This is a genomic window from Nocardia stercoris, from assembly GCF_003696265.1.
Classification (GTDB): domain Bacteria; phylum Actinomycetota; class Actinomycetes; order Mycobacteriales; family Mycobacteriaceae; genus Nocardia; species Nocardia stercoris.
In genome coordinates this window covers 122,440-137,692 of sequence record NZ_RFFH01000007.1, presented here as the reverse complement: position 1 = coordinate 137,692, position 15,253 = coordinate 122,440, and the positions used below count along the sequence as shown (strand labels likewise).

Here is a 15,253-nt window from a genome sequence, read left to right as displayed (position 1 = left end):
TGGTCCGACATAAATTCTTGCTACGCTGGGGCCATGAGCGCAGGACTTCGCGACCGCAAGAAGCGGGAGACCCGGCAGGCCATCTCGGACACGGCAACTCGGTTGTTCATCCAGCGCGGCTTCGACCGGGTGACCATCGCCGAAATCGCGGCCGCCGCCGGAGTATCGAAAATGACTGTCACCAACTACTTTCCGCGCAAGGAAGATCTGGTGCTGGACACCCACGAGGAGTTCACGGCGGCTTTGGCCGGCGCGGTCGCCACGCGGCCGCCCGGTGAGTCCGCCCTGGCAGCGCTGCGCCGGTTCTACTTCGAGGCACTGGCGCAACGCTCGTACTCGCTCGGCATCGCCCGGCCGGGGTTCGCCCGCCTCCTGCTCGGCAGCCCGGTCCTGCTGGGCCGGGTGCGCGAGTTGCAGCAGGAGCAGGAGGATCGGCTGGCGGAGGTGCTCATCGCGGAGGGTGGCGACGCCTTCGCGGCTCGCGCCGCCGCGGCGTGGATCGTCGGAACCTACCGCCTGCTGTTCGGTGAAGCACTCCTTCGCAGCCGGGACGGGATCGGTGCCGACGAACTCGCCGGCCATCTGGGCCGGGCCGCCACCGAGGTCTTCGATCGCCTGGACGCCAGCCTCGGCGACTTCGCTCGCCGCTGATTCGGCGAATTTTCCTGCGCTGCAATCGAATACAGAGCTCGGTCGATGGTTGACGGGCGGTCTGCATCGGATCGCCGACTCGTCGTGACCCGCCATGTGGCGCCTGTGCTGTAGCGGCTCGGGTTGCTAGATACCAGTGGGGGGTATATGTTCCTTATATACCCCCCAGGGGTACTCGACGAGAGGAAATGCGATGAACCCGATGAACGCCGGAACCCGGCTCGCCCTCTACGGCGTCGGACTGGCCGTGGCGTTCGGCGGGGCCTTCGGCGTCGCGAAAGCCGTCGTCCCGGCCGACGTCGTCACCGCATGGACAGACAGGAGCAGTCAGATGCAAGGACACGAGAACCACGACACGGGAGCGGCGACGGACACCGTCCAGGGCGTCTCGTCCAGCGCCGACGGCCTCGTCCTGACACCGGTGCAGGCGCCCACCGCGACCGGAACGCCGGGCACGCTGGCCTACCGGATCGAGGACACGTCCGGCGCGCCACTCACCAGCTTCACCACCACGCACGACCGGGACATGCACCTGATCGTCGTCCGGTCCGACGGCAGCAACTTCCGGCACGTGCACCCCGCGCTGGATCCGCGGACCGGCACCTGGTCGTTGCCGTGGACGTGGAACCAGGCCGGAACCTACCGGGTCTACGCCGACTTCACCCCGGGACAGGGCAGGGGGGTCACCCTCAGCCGCACGGTCGAGGTGGCCGGTGACTACCGGCCGGTCGTCCCCGAACCCACCCGCGTCTCGACGATCGACGGATATACGGTGACGCTGCGTGGCGAGGTTGCCGCGGGCACCGCGAGCGAGCTGACGTTCAGCGTCGAGCGGGACGGCCGGCCGGTCACGACCCTGCAGCCGTACCTGGGCGCGTTCGGGCACCTGGTCGCGTTGCGGCAGGGCGACCTCGCGTTCCTGCACGTGCACCCCGACGGTGCCGAGCCCGGCGCCGGCGCGACCGGCGGCCCCCGCATCTCGTTCGCGACCGAGGTGCCCACGGCCGGAAAGTACCTGCTGTACCTGGACTTCCAGGTCGACGGTGTCGTGCACACCGCGACCTTCGTCCTCGACGCGGCACCCGGCACCACCCACGCACCCGGCACCAGCCACGCACCCGGGGAGCCTGCCCCGGCGCCGGCCCACGCGCACTGACCCGCGACGAGGCCCCGAACCGAGAGAGAGGGAACGACGATGAGCGCACCGGCACCGGCCACCATCGGGATCGAATTGGAGATCGGCGGGATGACCTGCGCCTCCTGCGCGAACCGCATCGAGCGGAAGCTGAACAAGCTCGACGGCGTCGAGGCGACCGTCAACTACGCCACCGAGAAGGCGAAGGTCACCGTTCCCGACGGTTACGACCCCGCGCTGCTGATCGCCGAGGTCGAGAAGACCGGCTACACCGCCGCCGTGCCGAAGCCTGCGGGTCCGCCGGCCGCCGCCGGCCCGTCCGGCGACGAGCCGGACTCCGAACTCACCTCGTTGCGGCAGCGGCTGATCGGCGCCGTCGCGCTCACCGTCCCGGTGATCGCGACGGCCATGGTCCCGGCCTTCCAGTTCACCAACTGGCAGTGGGCCTCGCTGACCCTCGCGGCACCCGTAATCGTGTGGGCGGCATGGCCTTTCCACCGGGCGGCGTGGACCAATCTGAAGCACGGCACCGCGACCATGGACACGCTCATCTCGATGGGCACCGGCGCGGCGTTCCTCTGGTCGCTGTACGCGCTGTTCCTGGGGACCGCGGGCCGGCCGGGCATGAAGCACCCGTTCGAATTCACGCTCGCCCCGTCCGACGGCGCGGCGAACATCTACCTCGAAGCCGCTTCCGGCGTCACGATGTTCATCCTCGCCGGCCGCTACTTCGAGAAGAAGTCGAAGCGGCAGGCCGGCGCCGCGCTGCGCGCGCTGCTGGAACTCGGTGCGAAAGACGTTGCGGTGCTTCGCGACGGTGCCGAGGTGAAGATCGGCATCGACGAGCTGCGGGCCGGCGACGAATTCGTGGTGCGGCCGGGGGAGAAGATCGCCACCGACGGTGTCGTGGTCGCGGGAACCTCCGCGGTCGACGCCTCGATGCTGACCGGTGAATCGGTTCCGGTCGAGGTCGGCGTGGGCGACGCGGTCACCGGCGCCACCGTGAACGCGGGCGGCCGGCTCGTCGTGCGCGCCACCAGAATCGGAGCCGACACCCAGCTCGCGCAGATGGCGAAGCTGGTCGAGGACGCACAGACCGGCAAAGCCGAGGTGCAGCGGCTGGCGGACACGATCTCCGGAGTCTTCGTGCCGATCGTGATCGCCGTCGCGGCCGGGGTGCTGGGTGCCTGGCTCGGTGCCGGATTCCCGGTGTCGGCGGCGTTCACCGCGGCGGTCGCCGTGCTGGTCATCGCCTGCCCGTGCGCCCTGGGACTCGCGACTCCGACGGCCTTGCTGGTCGGTACCGGGCGCGGCGCGCAGCTAGGCATTCTGATCAAGGGTCCCGAGGTGCTGGAGTCGACCCGCACGGTCGACACCGTGGTTCTCGACAAGACCGGAACCGTCACCACCGGCAAGATGACACTGGTCGATGTCGTCGCCGAGCCGGGCACCGACCGGGCGGAGATCCTGCGCCTGGCGGGCGCGCTCGAGGACGCCTCCGAGCACCCGATCGCGCAGGCCGTCGCCCAGGGCGCGACCCAGGAGGTCGGTGCGCTCGCGGTGCCCGAGGGTTTCGAGAACATCGAAGGCCGTGGCGTGCAGGGGATCGTCGACGGGCATGCGGTCGTCGTGGGCCGGGAAGCGCTGCTCGCCGACTGGTCGCAGCACCTGTCGCCCGCGGTCGCCGCCGCGAAGGCCCGGGCCGAGGGTGAGGGCAAGACCGTCGTCGCGGTCGGCTGGGACGGTGTGGCGCGCGGCATTCTCGTGGTCGCCGACACCGTGAAACCGACCAGCGCCGAAGCGATTTCGGGATTGAAGGCGCTCGGGCTGACACCGGTTCTGCTCACCGGTGACAACGCGGCGGTCGCGCGCCGGATCGCGGCGGAGGTCGGGATCGACCAGGTCGTCGCCGAGGTGCTTCCCACGGAGAAGGTCGACGTCGTCGCCCGGCTGCAGCGGGAAGGCAAGGTGGTCGCCATGATCGGCGACGGCGTCAACGACGCTCCCGCGCTGGCCCGCGCCGACCTCGGTCTCGCGATGGGTACCGGGACCGACGTCGCGATCGAGGCCGCCGACATCACGCTGGTCCGCGGCGACCTGCGGGCGGCGGTCGACGCGATCCGCCTGTCCCGCAAGACCCTCGGCACGATCAAGGGAAACCTGTTCTGGGCCTTCGCCTACAACGTGGGAGCCGTTCCGGTCGCGGCGCTGGGCATGCTGAACCCGATGCTCGCGGGTGCCGCGATGGCATTCTCCAGTGTCTTCGTGGTCGGAAACAGCCTGCGCCTGCGCAAGTTCCGCAGCGTCACCGCGCAGTGAAGCGGTCGCAGCGGTGAACCACCGCCGAGAGAAGCGGTCGAGATGGCCGCTTCTCTCGGCGTCTCCGGCGCATAGCTCGCCGCCGACCGGGTAGTGCGGAATCGTGGCCGGCTTCGACGGTCACGGGATCCCTACGAGAATTCTCCGGGAGGAATCGTGAACGAATCCCACCGCGGATCACCTGGGCTCGCGTGTTCGATGCTGGCGGCGGTAGCGCTGGGGACGGTGATCGCCGGCCCGGCGGCCGCATCCCCGGCGGCGGGCTCACCCGACCAGGACTATCTCGTCGCGCTGGATCAGGGCAACCTCGCCGAACTGGTGGCCGCCACGCGCGGGGAGGCGACCCATCAGGGTGTCTGCCCGGACATTCCAGCCATGTCGCCCGAGCTGTTCGACGACCATTCCGCCGCCGAACGGGACACCACCACCGTGGCCGCGAGCAAGGTGCTGGTGTTGCCGGCCGCACCCGGCCAGAGCCAGATCGACCAGGAGCTGGCGACCGGGACGAAGACCGGAACCGACTTCGATCATGCCTGGATCACCATGGAACTGGGCTTCCACACCGACGCACTCGCCGCTACCCAGCGGGAAATCGCGACCGGCACCGATCAGGCGGTCGTCGCCCTGGCCGCCAAGCTGGAACCGGTGATCCGGCACCACATCGAGATGGTCGAAGCCGCCGCGCCGAACTGCTCGGCATGACCTGCGCCGTACTCGCGAGCCGAAGGCGCGAGTTTGGCCGACGGTTGCGCGGGTAGGTCGCGAACAGGTTGCGCGGCGCGTTCCCCGGTGGATCGCACCGCTACCGCCCGGACGGCCTGGCGGGTTCGGCCGCGCAACCGCCCGCAATCGATTGGGAGTTGTGATGATTGTGATCTTGGGACTGATCCTCGTGGTCGCGGCCGTGATCGTCGGGGTGGTGGGAATCCTGAACAACGACGGGTCCGCGCACCCGCTGCTCAACGACTTCACCGTGCTCGGCTACCACGTGACCGGGTCCACCGCGGCCGTCTACGTGTCCGGCATCGTCGTCGGCGCGGTCGGCGTAGCGGGACTCGCGCTGCTACTGGCCGGGGTGCGTCACAGCACCCGCCGCGCCCAGGCGGTGCGCGCCGAACGCGACCTGGCACGACGTGACGCCGACGCGGCCCGCCACGCCCGCGGCGATGTCGCGGCTGTCGACGACCGGCCACGCGCGGCCGTCGACGACCGGGCACCCGCGCCCGCCGCGGTCCGGCCCGCCCGCGCCGAGCACGGATGGCACCTGTGGGGCGGGCGGCGAGCCGGCCACACCTGATCGCGGATTCCCGGGGTCAGGACTCCACGGCGGGTTCGGCTGCGGGCTCGGACTGCCGGTGGGCGGCGAGGAACTCGTCGACGATGCGGACGTGGTCGCTGTGCGTGGTGCGGGTGGCGCCGATCAGCCGGCCGTACGCGATCGGTCCGACCAGCTGCGCGACCGCGGCGGGCACGGTGTCCGCGCCGAGTGCCGTGCGGCCCTCGTCGGTGGCGAACAGTTCCTCGAACGGCTGCCGGTAGTGCCAGTGCAGTCCCATCCGGAACATGTCGGCCTTGCTCAACTCCGCGCTGGTCTCGGCTGGGGCGCCGGCCGCGAGCCAGGTCAGCGCCACCTTGCGTACCGGGGCCGTGCTGATGACCGCCGCCTGCCGGTCGAGCAGCTCGATCAGCCGGTCGCGGAACGGCCCGGCAGCGGGCGCGGTCACCGCCGGCAGGAGTGCGCGGTGCAGCGCGGCGGTCCCGGCCACGACGCCCTTGCCGAGGTAGGTGTACGCGGCCTGCTTCGCGGCCGCCTTCTGCTGGCCGTACACATAGCCGGCCAGCGGTTTGAGGCCACCCGATTTGATCAGCGTCACCACCGCCCGCATCTGGTCGGCTCGGGTCATCTGCACCGGCGGGGTCTCCGCCTGCGGGGTGCCTTCGGTGGTCATCGGGGGTCCTTCCATCCAACAATTCTGCTGCCACTGCTTCAGCAGGAACACCGTCGCCGATGGTAGTAGGGGCCCGCGCGACGCCCGCGGGGGTGCTAGAACTTGTTCTAATCGAATCCGTCCGGCCGCGCGCGGGTTTCCCCGATCCGCGGCCGGATTCGCGTCGACCCGAGGACAGCACATGACCGATCAGCCGCAGCGGGAGCCGAGGTGAACGCGCCCGACATCGCCTCGATGCTGCGGGCCCGGGCCGGGGACGCCCACCCCGGGCTGCGCACCCGTGATCAGGACTGGACCTGGGCTCAGGTGGTCGAGGAATCCGCCCGGCGCGCCGCGCTGGCGGCCCGGCTGCTCCGGCCCGGTCCACCGCACATCGGGGTGCTGTTGAGCAATGTGCCCGAATTCGTGTTCTGGCTCGGTGGTGCCGCGCTGGGCGGCGCGACGCTCGTCGGCATCAACCCCACCCGCGACGACGACACCCTCGCCGGCGAGGTTCGCCATACCGATTGCCGAATGATCGTCACCGACGCCGCGGGCGCAGCCCGGCTGCGGCGCCTGGACCTCGGGGTGGACGACGACCAAATCCTCGAGATCGACTCCGCGCGGTACCGCGAGCTGCTCGCGTCCTGCTCTGCCGCGCTGCCCGAGCCGGTCCCGCTCGCCGACGCCCTGATGCTGCTGCTGTTCACGTCCGGAACGACCGGCGCGTCGAAAGCCGTGCGGTGCACGCAGGGGCGGCTCAGCCGGATCGCCTACACCGCGGTCGGCAAGTTCGGGCACGAGCGCGCGGACGTCGACTACTGCTGTATGCCGCTGTTCCACGGCAACGCGTTGATGGCGTTGTGGGCGCCCGCGCTGGCCGTCGGCGCGACCGTGTGCCTGACGCCGAAATTCTCTGCCTCCCAGTTCGTTTCCGACATCCGCTACTTCGGGGCCACCTACTTCACCTATGTCGGCAAGGCGGTCGCCTACATCCTGGCGACGCCGCCGGATCCCGCCGACGCCGACAATCGGCTCACCCGCGGGTTCGGCACCGAGGCGTCACCGGAGGACCGGGCCCGGTTCCAGCGCCGCTTCGGTGCGGTCCTGGCCGAGGGCTACGGTTCGAGCGAGGGCGGCGCGGTCGTGCGGCCTGACCCCGCGGCCCCGCCAGGCGCGCTGGGCCGCCCGGCGCACGACGGGGTGGCGGTGATCGACGCGGAGACCCTGCAGCGCTGCCCGGCCGCGGTGCTCGACGCCCACGGGCACGTCACCAATGCCGAGGAGGCGGTGGGTGAGATCGTCGATACGACCGGATCCCCGAGTTTCGAGGGCTACTACCACAACGACGACGCCGACGCGCAGCGTCTGCGCAACGGCTGGTACTGGTCCGGTGACCTCGGCTATCTCGATACCGACGGGTTCCTGTATTTCGCCGGGCGGCACGGTGATTGGGTACGGGTCGACGGCGAGAACACCTCCACGCTGGTCACCGAACGGGTGCTGCGCCGATTCCCGGGCGTCCTCGCTGCCGCCGCCTACGGAGTGCCCGATCCCCGCTCGGGTGATCGGCTGATGGCGGCGGTCGAAGTCGCCGACCCCGATCGGTTCGACGTCGCCGCCCTGGCCGGCTACCTGAGCACGCAGGACGATCTGGGCAGCAAGGGGATTCCCCGGCTGCTGCGGGTTTCGGCGCGCCTGCCCGCCACCGCATCGAACAAGATCGTCAAACGTGCGCTGCAACAACAACGCTGGGACACCGCCGAACTCGTCTACGAGTGGGCGGGGCGGGCTCCGGTCCGCTACGTGCCCCTGACCGCAGCCGGCAAACGAACACTGGCAAGCGAATTCGCGAGCCACGGCCGCGCGCACCTGCTCACCCTGGGGCAACCGATGCCTGCGCTTCCCAGCTGCGGCGACAGCGCTCCGGCCGGCCCCGCGGTGTCGGCCTAGGATCGGGCCGGATGAAGCAGATGTATTCCCGCCGCGCCGACCGGCACGCTCGCCTGAGCGACCGGCCGGAGACGGAGCCGGTTCGCGCCGTCGCGCTGCTGCTGCCGGGCGGTTCGGTGCGCGGCCACCGCGGACCGTCGCGGATCGCCGCGTGGGCGCTCGGCGACCTCCGCCGCCGCCTGGTCGAGTCGACCGGCTCCGCCGGGATCGCGGTGCACCTGCTGCACTATCGCTTTCGCGGCTGGAACGGCGCGGCGGCCGACACCCTGGCCGACACCCGGTGGGCGCTGGACGAGCTGGCCCGGCGGTACGGACCGGTGCCGGTGTGCCTGGTCGGCAACTCGCTGGGCGGGCGGGCCGCGGTCGAGGCGGCCGGGCATCCGAACGTCACCGGCGTCGCCGGGGTGGCGCCCTGGATCCCCGCCGAGGTGCCGGTCGAGCAGTTGGCCGGCCGTCGGCTGTTGATCGTGCACGGCGACCGGGACCACAGCAGCGCCGGCGCGGGTAAATCGCTGGACTACGCGCTGCGGGCGCGCGCGGCGGGACACCGGGTGTGCCGCTTCGAAGTGGCCGGCGCCGGACATCTGCTGCTGCCCCGCGCCGGCGACTTCTGGTCGTTGACTGCGAAATTCGTGCTGGACGTACTGAACGACGCGTCGTTCGACCCGCTGATCGCCGAGGCCTTCGGCACACCCGACGGGCTGCGGGTTCCGGTCCCGGTCGGCTATTCGGGCGAGCGCTGACCTTCTCGGCGCGGCCGGCTACGCGCTGTCGGGCAGGACGAAGACGCTGCCGCCCCACTCCGGATGGCAGCGCGGCCGCCACCACTGCCCGCCGACCCGGCAGTGCCAGTAGAACCAGTCGTCGTAATCGGCGGCGTGGAATGTCGTCGCGGGCGTGACATCGGCGGCGACCGGCCGGGCGAGCGGCGCCGCGGACGCGGTCGTCGCGCCCAGCACGGGGGCGGCCGCGGCCAGCGCCAGGGCTGCGCCCAGCACTGTCCGGCGCACTCGAATGCGGTTGGGACTCATGTCAATTCCTTTCGAGAAGTCGAGATCGAACCGGCGGCCGCGCCGAAAGGTCCAGCGCTACCGCAGTTCTCAGTCGACCACCGCGGCGGTACGGCACGAAAGACCCACGGCCCGGTCCTCAGGCAACCTTCAGCGCCCGTTTCTCCCGACACGCCGCGCGCGAGAACGGCTCGGCCGGAAATCGTGCAATACGGCTATGTCACCCCGTCGGTGCCCGTCTTCCTGGCCTCGGCCGAGCACGACGAGGGAGCGCCGTTCGCGGCCGTGCGGGCGGTGGCGGGTGGTTGGTGCGGTCGTGGGACAGCGGTCGAGCTGGAATCGAACGGTGAGATTCCGCTGATCTCCGGACCGATCGGCACCCATGTCCTGTCGTTCTTCCCGGCACTGGTCGCCTCGAATCAGTGGATCACCGATCGGCTCGCGGGCATTCCCGCACCGGTCAACTGCGCGCCCTGACCCAGGCACCACCGATATCGACACAGCTGTGGCCGTCACCTGACCGGTGGCGGCCACAGCCGTGCGGGGCCGGGAGCTGTCGCCGAATCCTGTTCCGGCCCAGTCGGTTCAGCCCAGCGCAGCCGGGGATTCCGCGTGCGGGACCAGCAGGCGCGGTGCGCCCGAGCCGTCGGCGGGCACGGCCCACACGTCCGCGTCGCCGGTGCCGCGGGGCAGGGCGTAGCCGATGGTGTCGCCGGTGAGCCAGGCGGCCTGGTCGTCGACGCTGCGGGTCTCGGCGAGCGGGATCCGGTTGCCCGAGGCCAGGTCCAGGACGGACAGGCGCCAGCCGCGGGCGGGGTCGTCGTCGACCGCGGATTTGAACGCGATCCGTTTCCCGTCGGGCGACAGTGCCGGGCATTCGACGTTCCGGGCCACGGTGCGAACGGTTTTCGCGGCGATGTCGCCCTGGACCAGATAGCGCCGTCCGGCGGTGGACATGGTGGCGTAGAAGGTGTTGTCGTCGGCGGCGAAGGTGACACCCCAGAGTTCAGGTCCGGTGCGGTATACGGACGGCCGTCCACGGTCACCGTGAGGAACTCGAGGGAGTCGATCATGTCCATGGTGGACAGGTCGATCAGCCCCGCGCGGGTGGAGAACCGGCCGTTGTTGTAGGAGTCCCCGGCCACGAACACCGTCCAGGCCGCGAGCCGGCCGTCGGCCGACACCCGGGCCCGGTTGGGCACGCCGACCAGGGGAATCGTCTTGGTGACCGCGAGATCCCGGTCCAGGAAAGCGATCTGGAAGGTCGCCAGGTCACCGTCCTGACGCAGGCAGGTACCGGTGCCGGCCGCGGCGTAGACCCGCAGGCAGTCCAGCGCGGACACCGCACGCGGTCCGCCGGGATCGGCGGCGTCGACCGTCGCCAGCCGACCCTTGCTGTCGGAAGCCGTGCTGCGGAACAGGATTCGCGGCCCGGGCGCCAGACTCACGGTGCCGGTGGTGGTAACGGCCGCGCAACAGCAGGCCCAGGACGACCACGGCGGCCAGGGTCAGCGCCGCGGCCCCGCGGCTCGCGATCACCGGTCCCCACAGCGTCCAGGCCAGCCCGAACCCGACCGACGAGACCAGATACGACAGCGCCTGACCGGTCTGGATCAGCGCGAACCCGGTGGTGCGCAAGGGAACCGGCAGAACCGTGCCGGCCAGCGCCATGAGGACGCCGTCGGTCGCGGCGTAGAACACCCCGTAGAGGGCGAGCACCGCCACCAGCAGCCCGGTGCCCCCGAACGGCCCGAACAGCAGCCCGTACACCAGCACGAGCGCGAGGTACCCGCCGAGCACCACCGGCCGACGGCCGACCCGGTCGGCCACCAGGCCCAGCGGTGTGGCCAGCAGCAGATACGACAGGTTCGTGCCGACCGCCAGCAACGGGAACCAGCCGATACCGGTCCGTTCCCGCTCCTGCAGCAGCAGGTAGACGAAGCCGTCGCCGATGGTCACGGTCCCGGCCAGGCACGCGGCGGCGACCAGCCGCCGCACCGGGGCCAGGCGGACCAGACGGTCGAGGGCACCGGGCGACACCGCGCCCTGCGCGGGCTGTTCGTCGCGATGATCCCGGACGAACAGCACCAGCAGCAGGACACCGAACGCCGCGATACAGAAACTGGCCACGAACACCGCGTCGTAGCTGCGGGCGGTCGCGGCGAGGACGGCGATGGCGACCAGGGGGCCGGCGAACGCGCCGACCGTGTCCATCGTGCGGTGGACACCGAACGCGCGCCCGTAGAGGCGCGGCGGCGTGGACAGGGTGATGAGCGCGTCCCGCGGCGCGGTACGCAGTCCCTTCCCGGTGCGGTCGATCGCGATCACCGCCCCGATCGCGCCGATCGCGCTGCCGGCGGCGAGCATGCCGAGCTTCGCCACCGCGGACAGGCCGTAAGCCCAGGCCGGCGACGAACTTCCGGCGGCGCGTCACGTCGGCGAGGTAGGCGCCAACCAGGCGCAGCAGCGCGGTCGCGCCGGTGTAGGTGCCGTCCACGACGCCGTAGGCGGCGGGACTCAGGTGTAGCCCGACCACCAGGTAGACCGGCAGGATCGCGGTCGTCATCTCCGCGGAGACGTCGGTCACCAGGCTGACCGCGCCCAGCGCGAAGACGTTGCCGCTCAACAGGAACAACGCGTTGCGGCGCGCCGGTTCCGGGGTGTCTTCGGCGTGCGGATTGTCGATCGTGGACAGATACACGGGGCCACCTCCGTGAGTCGCTGTGACCGCTCGCGGGCACGCCGGACGGCGCACCCGCGAGCGGGGTTACCTGCTTGCGGTGAACCGTCATTTCCACACGTTGGTGATCTCGGCGGCGGAGTTGAGGTGGGACAGGCTGTAGGCGCTCTCGATGGTGCTCAGGATGTTGTAGTGGCTGATCTGGTTGGAGAAGGTGCCGACCTGGGTGTGCGCGCCCACGAAGGTGGTGAAGATGTGGTTGGAGGAGCTGCCGTTGTCCTCGTCGAAGGTGACGATGAGCAGGCTGTTGTGCGTCTTGGCCCACTGGGCGTAGGCGTCCAGGTTGTTCTTCAGCCAGGTGTCACCCGTGCTGATCGAGCAGTCGTGCATGTCGTTGCACAGGTTCGGGTCGATGTAGGACACGGTCGGCAGGTTCGCGTAGTTCGCCGAGGAGGGGAAGTCGGTGTACCGCAGGTTGCTCGTCGCTGGAACGTTGCTGAAGAACGGCGCCGCGTTGTGCTTGCGCGCGTACTGACCGCTGGTGCAACCGGTGTAACCGTCCGACGGCATGGACTCGGAGTAGCTGTCGAAGGACTTGCCCGCGGTGATGAGCTGGTTGGCGATGTTGTTGCCCGTGAAGGTGTGCGGGCAGCTGTCGTCGGTGATGCCCTGGGTGGAGCCGGAGAACATCGCCAGGTAGTTGGGCTCGCTGGGGTGGGTGACCGCGAAGGACTGGGTGAACTTCGCGCCCTGGCCGGCCAGGTTGTTGAAGTAGGGGGCGCTGGAGCTGCCGTTGATCTGGGAGTAGGCGTGGTTCTCGAACATCACGAGCACGATGTGGTCGAACACGGGGACGGTCGTCGCCGCCTGCGCGTCGGACGAGTTGACGACGGCGGTGGTGGTCATACCGATGAAAGCCGCGGCCGCCATGACGGCGGAAGCGATGCGCTGCCTGAACACGAACCCTCCTGAATGTGGTGCCGGACCCCGGCCCCGCGGGCCGGGGTCGCACGAGCGTAGGAGTCCGTCCGGGCTCGCTTCCGAACGTCCCGCGACCGTCGCGTGGTGTCGGAGTGAACAGTTCGGAGTTGAAAACCTTTGTCCAGGAAGCGAACTGGCGCCGCGGCGAGTCGCACGGGTGGTAACCGCCCGCGCGGATCCCGTCAGGCGCGATGGGCCGGCAGCAGGCCGGCGATCGCCTCGACGAAATCGGGGATATCTCCCGGACGCCGCGAGGTGATCAGGTGCCAGGTGTCCTGCTCGCACCGCACCACCGGCTCGTCCACCCAGCTCGCGCCCGCGTTCTCCAGATCGGCCCGCAGGGAAGGGTAGGACGTCACCGTGGTGCCCGGCAACACTTCCGCGTCCACCAGGAGCCAGGGTCCGTGACAGATGGCGGCGACCGGGGTCCCGGCGGCCGACAGCGCGCGCACCAGCTCTCGAGCCGGTTCGTGCACGCGAAGCTGGTCCGCGTTGACCGTGCCGCCGGGGACCACGAGCAGGTCCGGATCGGCGGGATCGACCGCCGCGATCGTGCCGTCCGGCTCGACGGTTTCGTCGGGCTGCAGGTCGTGGCGGAAGGTGTGCACCGGTTCGTTCTCGATCGCCGCGTGCGTCACGACCGCGCCCAGCTCACGCAGCCGATCGCGGGGCACGGTCAACTCGTCGTGCTCGACTCCGGTATTGGATGTGATGATCAGAACTCGCGCGCCTTCGATCTGTGCGGTCATGGTCTCCTCCGTTCGGTTCACCGCTGCTGTGCGCGACGTACCCGGCCCGGCCGAGGCCAATCAGCTACCGAGCGGCATCGGACGAGCGCGGACGGCAGCGAGCACACCGCGCCGTCGCGGCGCAGTCGCCGGAAGTGTGCCGAACTGTGACCTCGGCGGCGCCGCGGAGAGCGCAGGATGTGTTTGGCGGCCTCGCGGATCGGGTAGTCGCCGCGCGTTCCGTTCGCCGGAGTGCCACATCCGGCCCCGCCGGACGATGGAGGAAGCGAATGAGCACGGACACCCAGGGGTGTGCGCGGGACTCGTCGTGGCCGGGCATGTACGTCGGGCCGGCCGCCCTGACCTCCGGGGAGTTCGCCGCGTTGACCCGGCGGCTGCTGGGATTGCGACCGGAACGGCTACGGGATGCGGTCGAGCGCGAATTGCGTTTCGGCACCGGTGATCCCGGCATTCCCGGGGTGTTGCTGTACACCTCGACACCGGCCAAGGACACCCTCGGCGCGGCGCTGGCGGAGGTGGCGGCCGGGCGGCCGCCGGTCGACTGGCCGACCATCATCGAGGCGCGGTCGGTACTGCTCGCCCAGCCCGGCGACCTCCATGTCGGCCGGTCGGCACCGTGGCGCGCCGCCGCCGGTAACCGGCTGACCGCCGTCGTCCCGGACACCGGCCACTACTATTTCCTGCATTCCCTGCTCGTGCTGGCAGCCCGCGACGATCCCAGCCTGGACCCGATCGTCGGGCACATCCGCCGCAACCCGGAAGGTTCGATCCGGGTGTACGCCGCCGACGAACCCACGCTGGCCTTCCTGCTGTGGTTGCGCCGCCGAGCGGGCGTCGCGACCCTGAACGTCGAGGCCAACCATCCCGCCGTCTTCGAGGCCTGGAGCCACAAGGCGGTACTGCATCCGCGGGTGGACGAGGCCGCGGCGCTGCGGGTCGGCCCGGACCCCCGGCACACACTCGCGGCGGAGACCGCCCTGACGCCGCTGGCGCGCGAGCTCGGGATACGGGTGCCGCGCCTGCCGGGCTACACGCTGCCGGCGGATCTGTCCTTCGACGGCGCCTTCCGCGCGGCCGCCACGTTGCTGCGCGACCGTTTCGGCATCACCCGCGGCTGTCTCAAGGCAGCGAAATCCAGTTCGGGACAAGGTATTCGGACCGACATCGACCTGGCCGCGGAGCTGCCGGGCCCGCCCGGGCCGGCGTGCGGCGAATGGGTGCTGGAAGCCCAGGCCGAATACTGCCGGCTCCCGGTCACCGGCCATCTGTTCCAGCTCGCGCCGTCGGTGCACCTGCGCCGCGGGACACCGGCCGACGGTATGACGCTGCAATTCCTGTCGGACACCTTCTGGCAGGGCAATGTGTACTTCGACCGCGACAGCTGTGAAGCCGCCGGCGTTCCGGTACCGGTCTACGATCGCATCCGCGCGGCGCTGATCGACCTGCACTCCGCGCTGCACGAACTCGGATTGGTCACCGGCGGTATCGATTTCGCGGTCGCGCGGGTCGGCGGCCGGTTCGGCCGCAGCGCGCTGACCGGCCTGCAGGATCTGAATCTGTCCGCCTGCGGCGCCGACCTGCTGCGCGCGTTCCGCGACCGCACGCGCGAATCCGGACTCCGCTCGGCGGCCACCAAAGTGGTTGTGCCGCCACAGAATATGACCACCGCCGACCTGCAGCGGCTCCTGGACGGCCACACCGACCTGCCGGCCACGGCGATCGCCTGTATTCCCGGACAGTGGGCGATGATCGCCGTCGCCGCGCCCGGCCCGGTCGCCGCCGCCGAGGCGGCCTGCCGGCTGACCCTGGAGGTATCGAAGCTGTCCGAGTAGCCCGACGGCGAACAG

14 protein-coding genes and 1 pseudogene are annotated in these 15,253 nt (G+C 70.6%); 9 read left to right on the top strand and 6 right to left on the bottom strand.

The window, feature by feature from the left end; all coding sequences use genetic code 11:
- Positions 1–33 precede the first annotated feature (33 nt).
- From EBN03_RS18040 to EBN03_RS18020, 5 genes are all read left to right on the top strand, one after another.
- The gene (locus EBN03_RS18040) at positions 34–651 is read left to right on the top strand and encodes a TetR/AcrR family transcriptional regulator (protein WP_122189223.1); all 618 of its coding nucleotides are present in this window, start codon (positions 34–36) and stop codon (positions 649–651) included.
- 202 nt (positions 652–853) lie between these two features.
- Positions 854–1,807: a heavy-metal-associated domain-containing protein gene (locus EBN03_RS18035; RefSeq protein WP_122189429.1), complete on the top strand. Its 954-nt coding sequence runs from the start codon at positions 854–856 to the stop codon at positions 1,805–1,807.
- Between the two features lie 39 nt (positions 1,808–1,846).
- Positions 1,847–4,105: a heavy metal translocating P-type ATPase gene (locus EBN03_RS18030; RefSeq protein ID WP_122189222.1), complete on the top strand. Its 2,259-nt coding sequence runs from the start codon at positions 1,847–1,849 to the stop codon at positions 4,103–4,105.
- A 156-nt stretch (positions 4,106–4,261) separates the two neighbouring features.
- Positions 4,262–4,807, top strand: a complete 546-nt coding sequence (locus EBN03_RS18025) for a DUF4142 domain-containing protein (protein ID WP_147471627.1) — start codon at positions 4,262–4,264, stop codon at positions 4,805–4,807.
- A gap of 163 nt (positions 4,808–4,970) precedes the next feature.
- Positions 4,971–5,402, top strand: coding sequence for a hypothetical protein (locus EBN03_RS18020; RefSeq protein ID WP_122189220.1), 432 nt, complete (start codon positions 4,971–4,973; stop codon positions 5,400–5,402).
- Positions 5,403–5,418: 16 nt separating this feature from the next.
- Here the strand turns inward: EBN03_RS18020 and EBN03_RS18015 are convergent, their stop codons facing one another.
- A complete protein-coding gene (locus tag EBN03_RS18015) occupies positions 5,419–6,054 on the bottom strand; it encodes a hypothetical protein (RefSeq protein WP_147471626.1) in 636 nt (211 codons plus the stop codon).
- 234 nt (positions 6,055–6,288) lie between these two features.
- Here EBN03_RS18015 and EBN03_RS18010 point away from each other — a divergent pair.
- Together EBN03_RS18010 and EBN03_RS18005 are read left to right on the top strand one after the other, a co-directional pair.
- A pseudogene (locus EBN03_RS18010) lies at positions 6,289–7,911 on the top strand (AMP-binding protein); the annotation flags it as partial.
- Between the two features lie 86 nt (positions 7,912–7,997).
- The gene (locus EBN03_RS18005; protein ID WP_122189218.1) at positions 7,998–8,729 is read left to right on the top strand and encodes a dienelactone hydrolase family protein; all 732 of its coding nucleotides are present in this window, start codon (positions 7,998–8,000) and stop codon (positions 8,727–8,729) included.
- A gap of 18 nt (positions 8,730–8,747) precedes the next feature.
- On the opposite strand, the gene EBN03_RS34225 is transcribed toward EBN03_RS18005, so the two are convergent.
- Positions 8,748–9,017 carry a hypothetical protein gene (locus EBN03_RS34225; protein WP_158675672.1) on the bottom strand — a complete coding sequence of 90 codons (270 nt, stop codon included), beginning with the start codon at positions 9,015–9,017 and terminating at the stop codon, positions 8,748–8,750.
- A gap of 183 nt (positions 9,018–9,200) precedes the next feature.
- On the opposite strand from EBN03_RS34225, the gene EBN03_RS34220 reads away from it, so the two are divergent.
- Positions 9,201–9,473: a lipase family protein gene (locus EBN03_RS34220; protein WP_158675671.1), complete on the top strand. Its 273-nt coding sequence runs from the start codon at positions 9,201–9,203 to the stop codon at positions 9,471–9,473.
- 108 nt (positions 9,474–9,581) lie between these two features.
- On the opposite strand, the gene EBN03_RS17995 is transcribed toward EBN03_RS34220, so the two are convergent.
- The 4 genes from EBN03_RS17995 to EBN03_RS17980 all read right to left on the bottom strand — a co-directional run bounded on the left by EBN03_RS17995 (position 9,582) and on the right by EBN03_RS17980 (position 13,406).
- Complete coding sequence (locus tag EBN03_RS17995; protein WP_122189216.1) at positions 9,582–9,953, bottom strand: TolB family protein; 372 nt, start codon at positions 9,951–9,953, stop codon at positions 9,582–9,584.
- Positions 9,954–10,268: 315 nt separating this feature from the next.
- On the bottom strand, positions 10,269–11,378 hold the full coding sequence (locus EBN03_RS17990) for an MFS transporter (RefSeq protein ID WP_233608451.1): 1,110 nt from the start codon (positions 11,376–11,378) through the stop codon (positions 10,269–10,271).
- A gap of 406 nt (positions 11,379–11,784) precedes the next feature.
- Positions 11,785–12,636 carry an alkaline phosphatase family protein gene (locus tag EBN03_RS17985; RefSeq protein WP_199742859.1) on the bottom strand — a complete coding sequence of 284 codons (852 nt, stop codon included), beginning with the start codon at positions 12,634–12,636 and terminating at the stop codon, positions 11,785–11,787.
- 203 nt (positions 12,637–12,839) lie between these two features.
- Positions 12,840–13,406, bottom strand: coding sequence for a type 1 glutamine amidotransferase domain-containing protein (locus EBN03_RS17980; RefSeq protein ID WP_122189214.1), 567 nt, complete (start codon positions 13,404–13,406; stop codon positions 12,840–12,842).
- A 269-nt stretch (positions 13,407–13,675) separates the two neighbouring features.
- Here EBN03_RS17980 and EBN03_RS17975 point away from each other — a divergent pair, with 269 nt between their 5' ends.
- Complete coding sequence (locus tag EBN03_RS17975) at positions 13,676–15,238, top strand: hypothetical protein (protein ID WP_122189213.1); 1,563 nt, start codon at positions 13,676–13,678, stop codon at positions 15,236–15,238.
- Positions 15,239–15,253 lie beyond the last annotated feature (15 nt).

What these genes read in the sequence shown, in the direction of transcription:
- EBN03_RS18040 (WP_122189223.1), top strand. Translation starts at nt 34, where the DNA reads ATGAGCGCAGGACTTCGCGACCGCAAGAAGCGGGAGACCCGGCAGGCC.
- EBN03_RS18035 (WP_122189429.1), top strand. Translation starts at nt 854, where the DNA reads ATGAACGCCGGAACCCGGCTCGCCCTCTACGGCGTCGGACTGGCCGTG.
- EBN03_RS18030 (WP_122189222.1), top strand. Translation starts at nt 1,847, where the DNA reads ATGAGCGCACCGGCACCGGCCACCATCGGGATCGAATTGGAGATCGGC.
- EBN03_RS18020 (WP_122189220.1), top strand. Translation starts at nt 4,971, where the DNA reads ATGATTGTGATCTTGGGACTGATCCTCGTGGTCGCGGCCGTGATCGTC.
- EBN03_RS18015 (WP_147471626.1), bottom strand. Translation starts at nt 6,054, where the DNA reads ATGACCACCGAAGGCACCCCGCAGGCGGAGACCCCGCCGGTGCAGATG.
- EBN03_RS18005 (WP_122189218.1), top strand. Translation starts at nt 7,998, where the DNA reads ATGAAGCAGATGTATTCCCGCCGCGCCGACCGGCACGCTCGCCTGAGC.
- EBN03_RS34225 (WP_158675672.1), bottom strand. Translation starts at nt 9,017, where the DNA reads ATGAGTCCCAACCGCATTCGAGTGCGCCGGACAGTGCTGGGCGCAGCC.
- EBN03_RS17995 (WP_122189216.1), bottom strand. Translation starts at nt 9,953, where the DNA reads ATGTCCACCGCCGGACGGCGCTATCTGGTCCAGGGCGACATCGCCGCG.
- EBN03_RS17980 (WP_122189214.1), bottom strand. Translation starts at nt 13,406, where the DNA reads ATGACCGCACAGATCGAAGGCGCGCGAGTTCTGATCATCACATCCAAT.
- EBN03_RS17975 (WP_122189213.1), top strand. Translation starts at nt 13,676, where the DNA reads ATGAGCACGGACACCCAGGGGTGTGCGCGGGACTCGTCGTGGCCGGGC.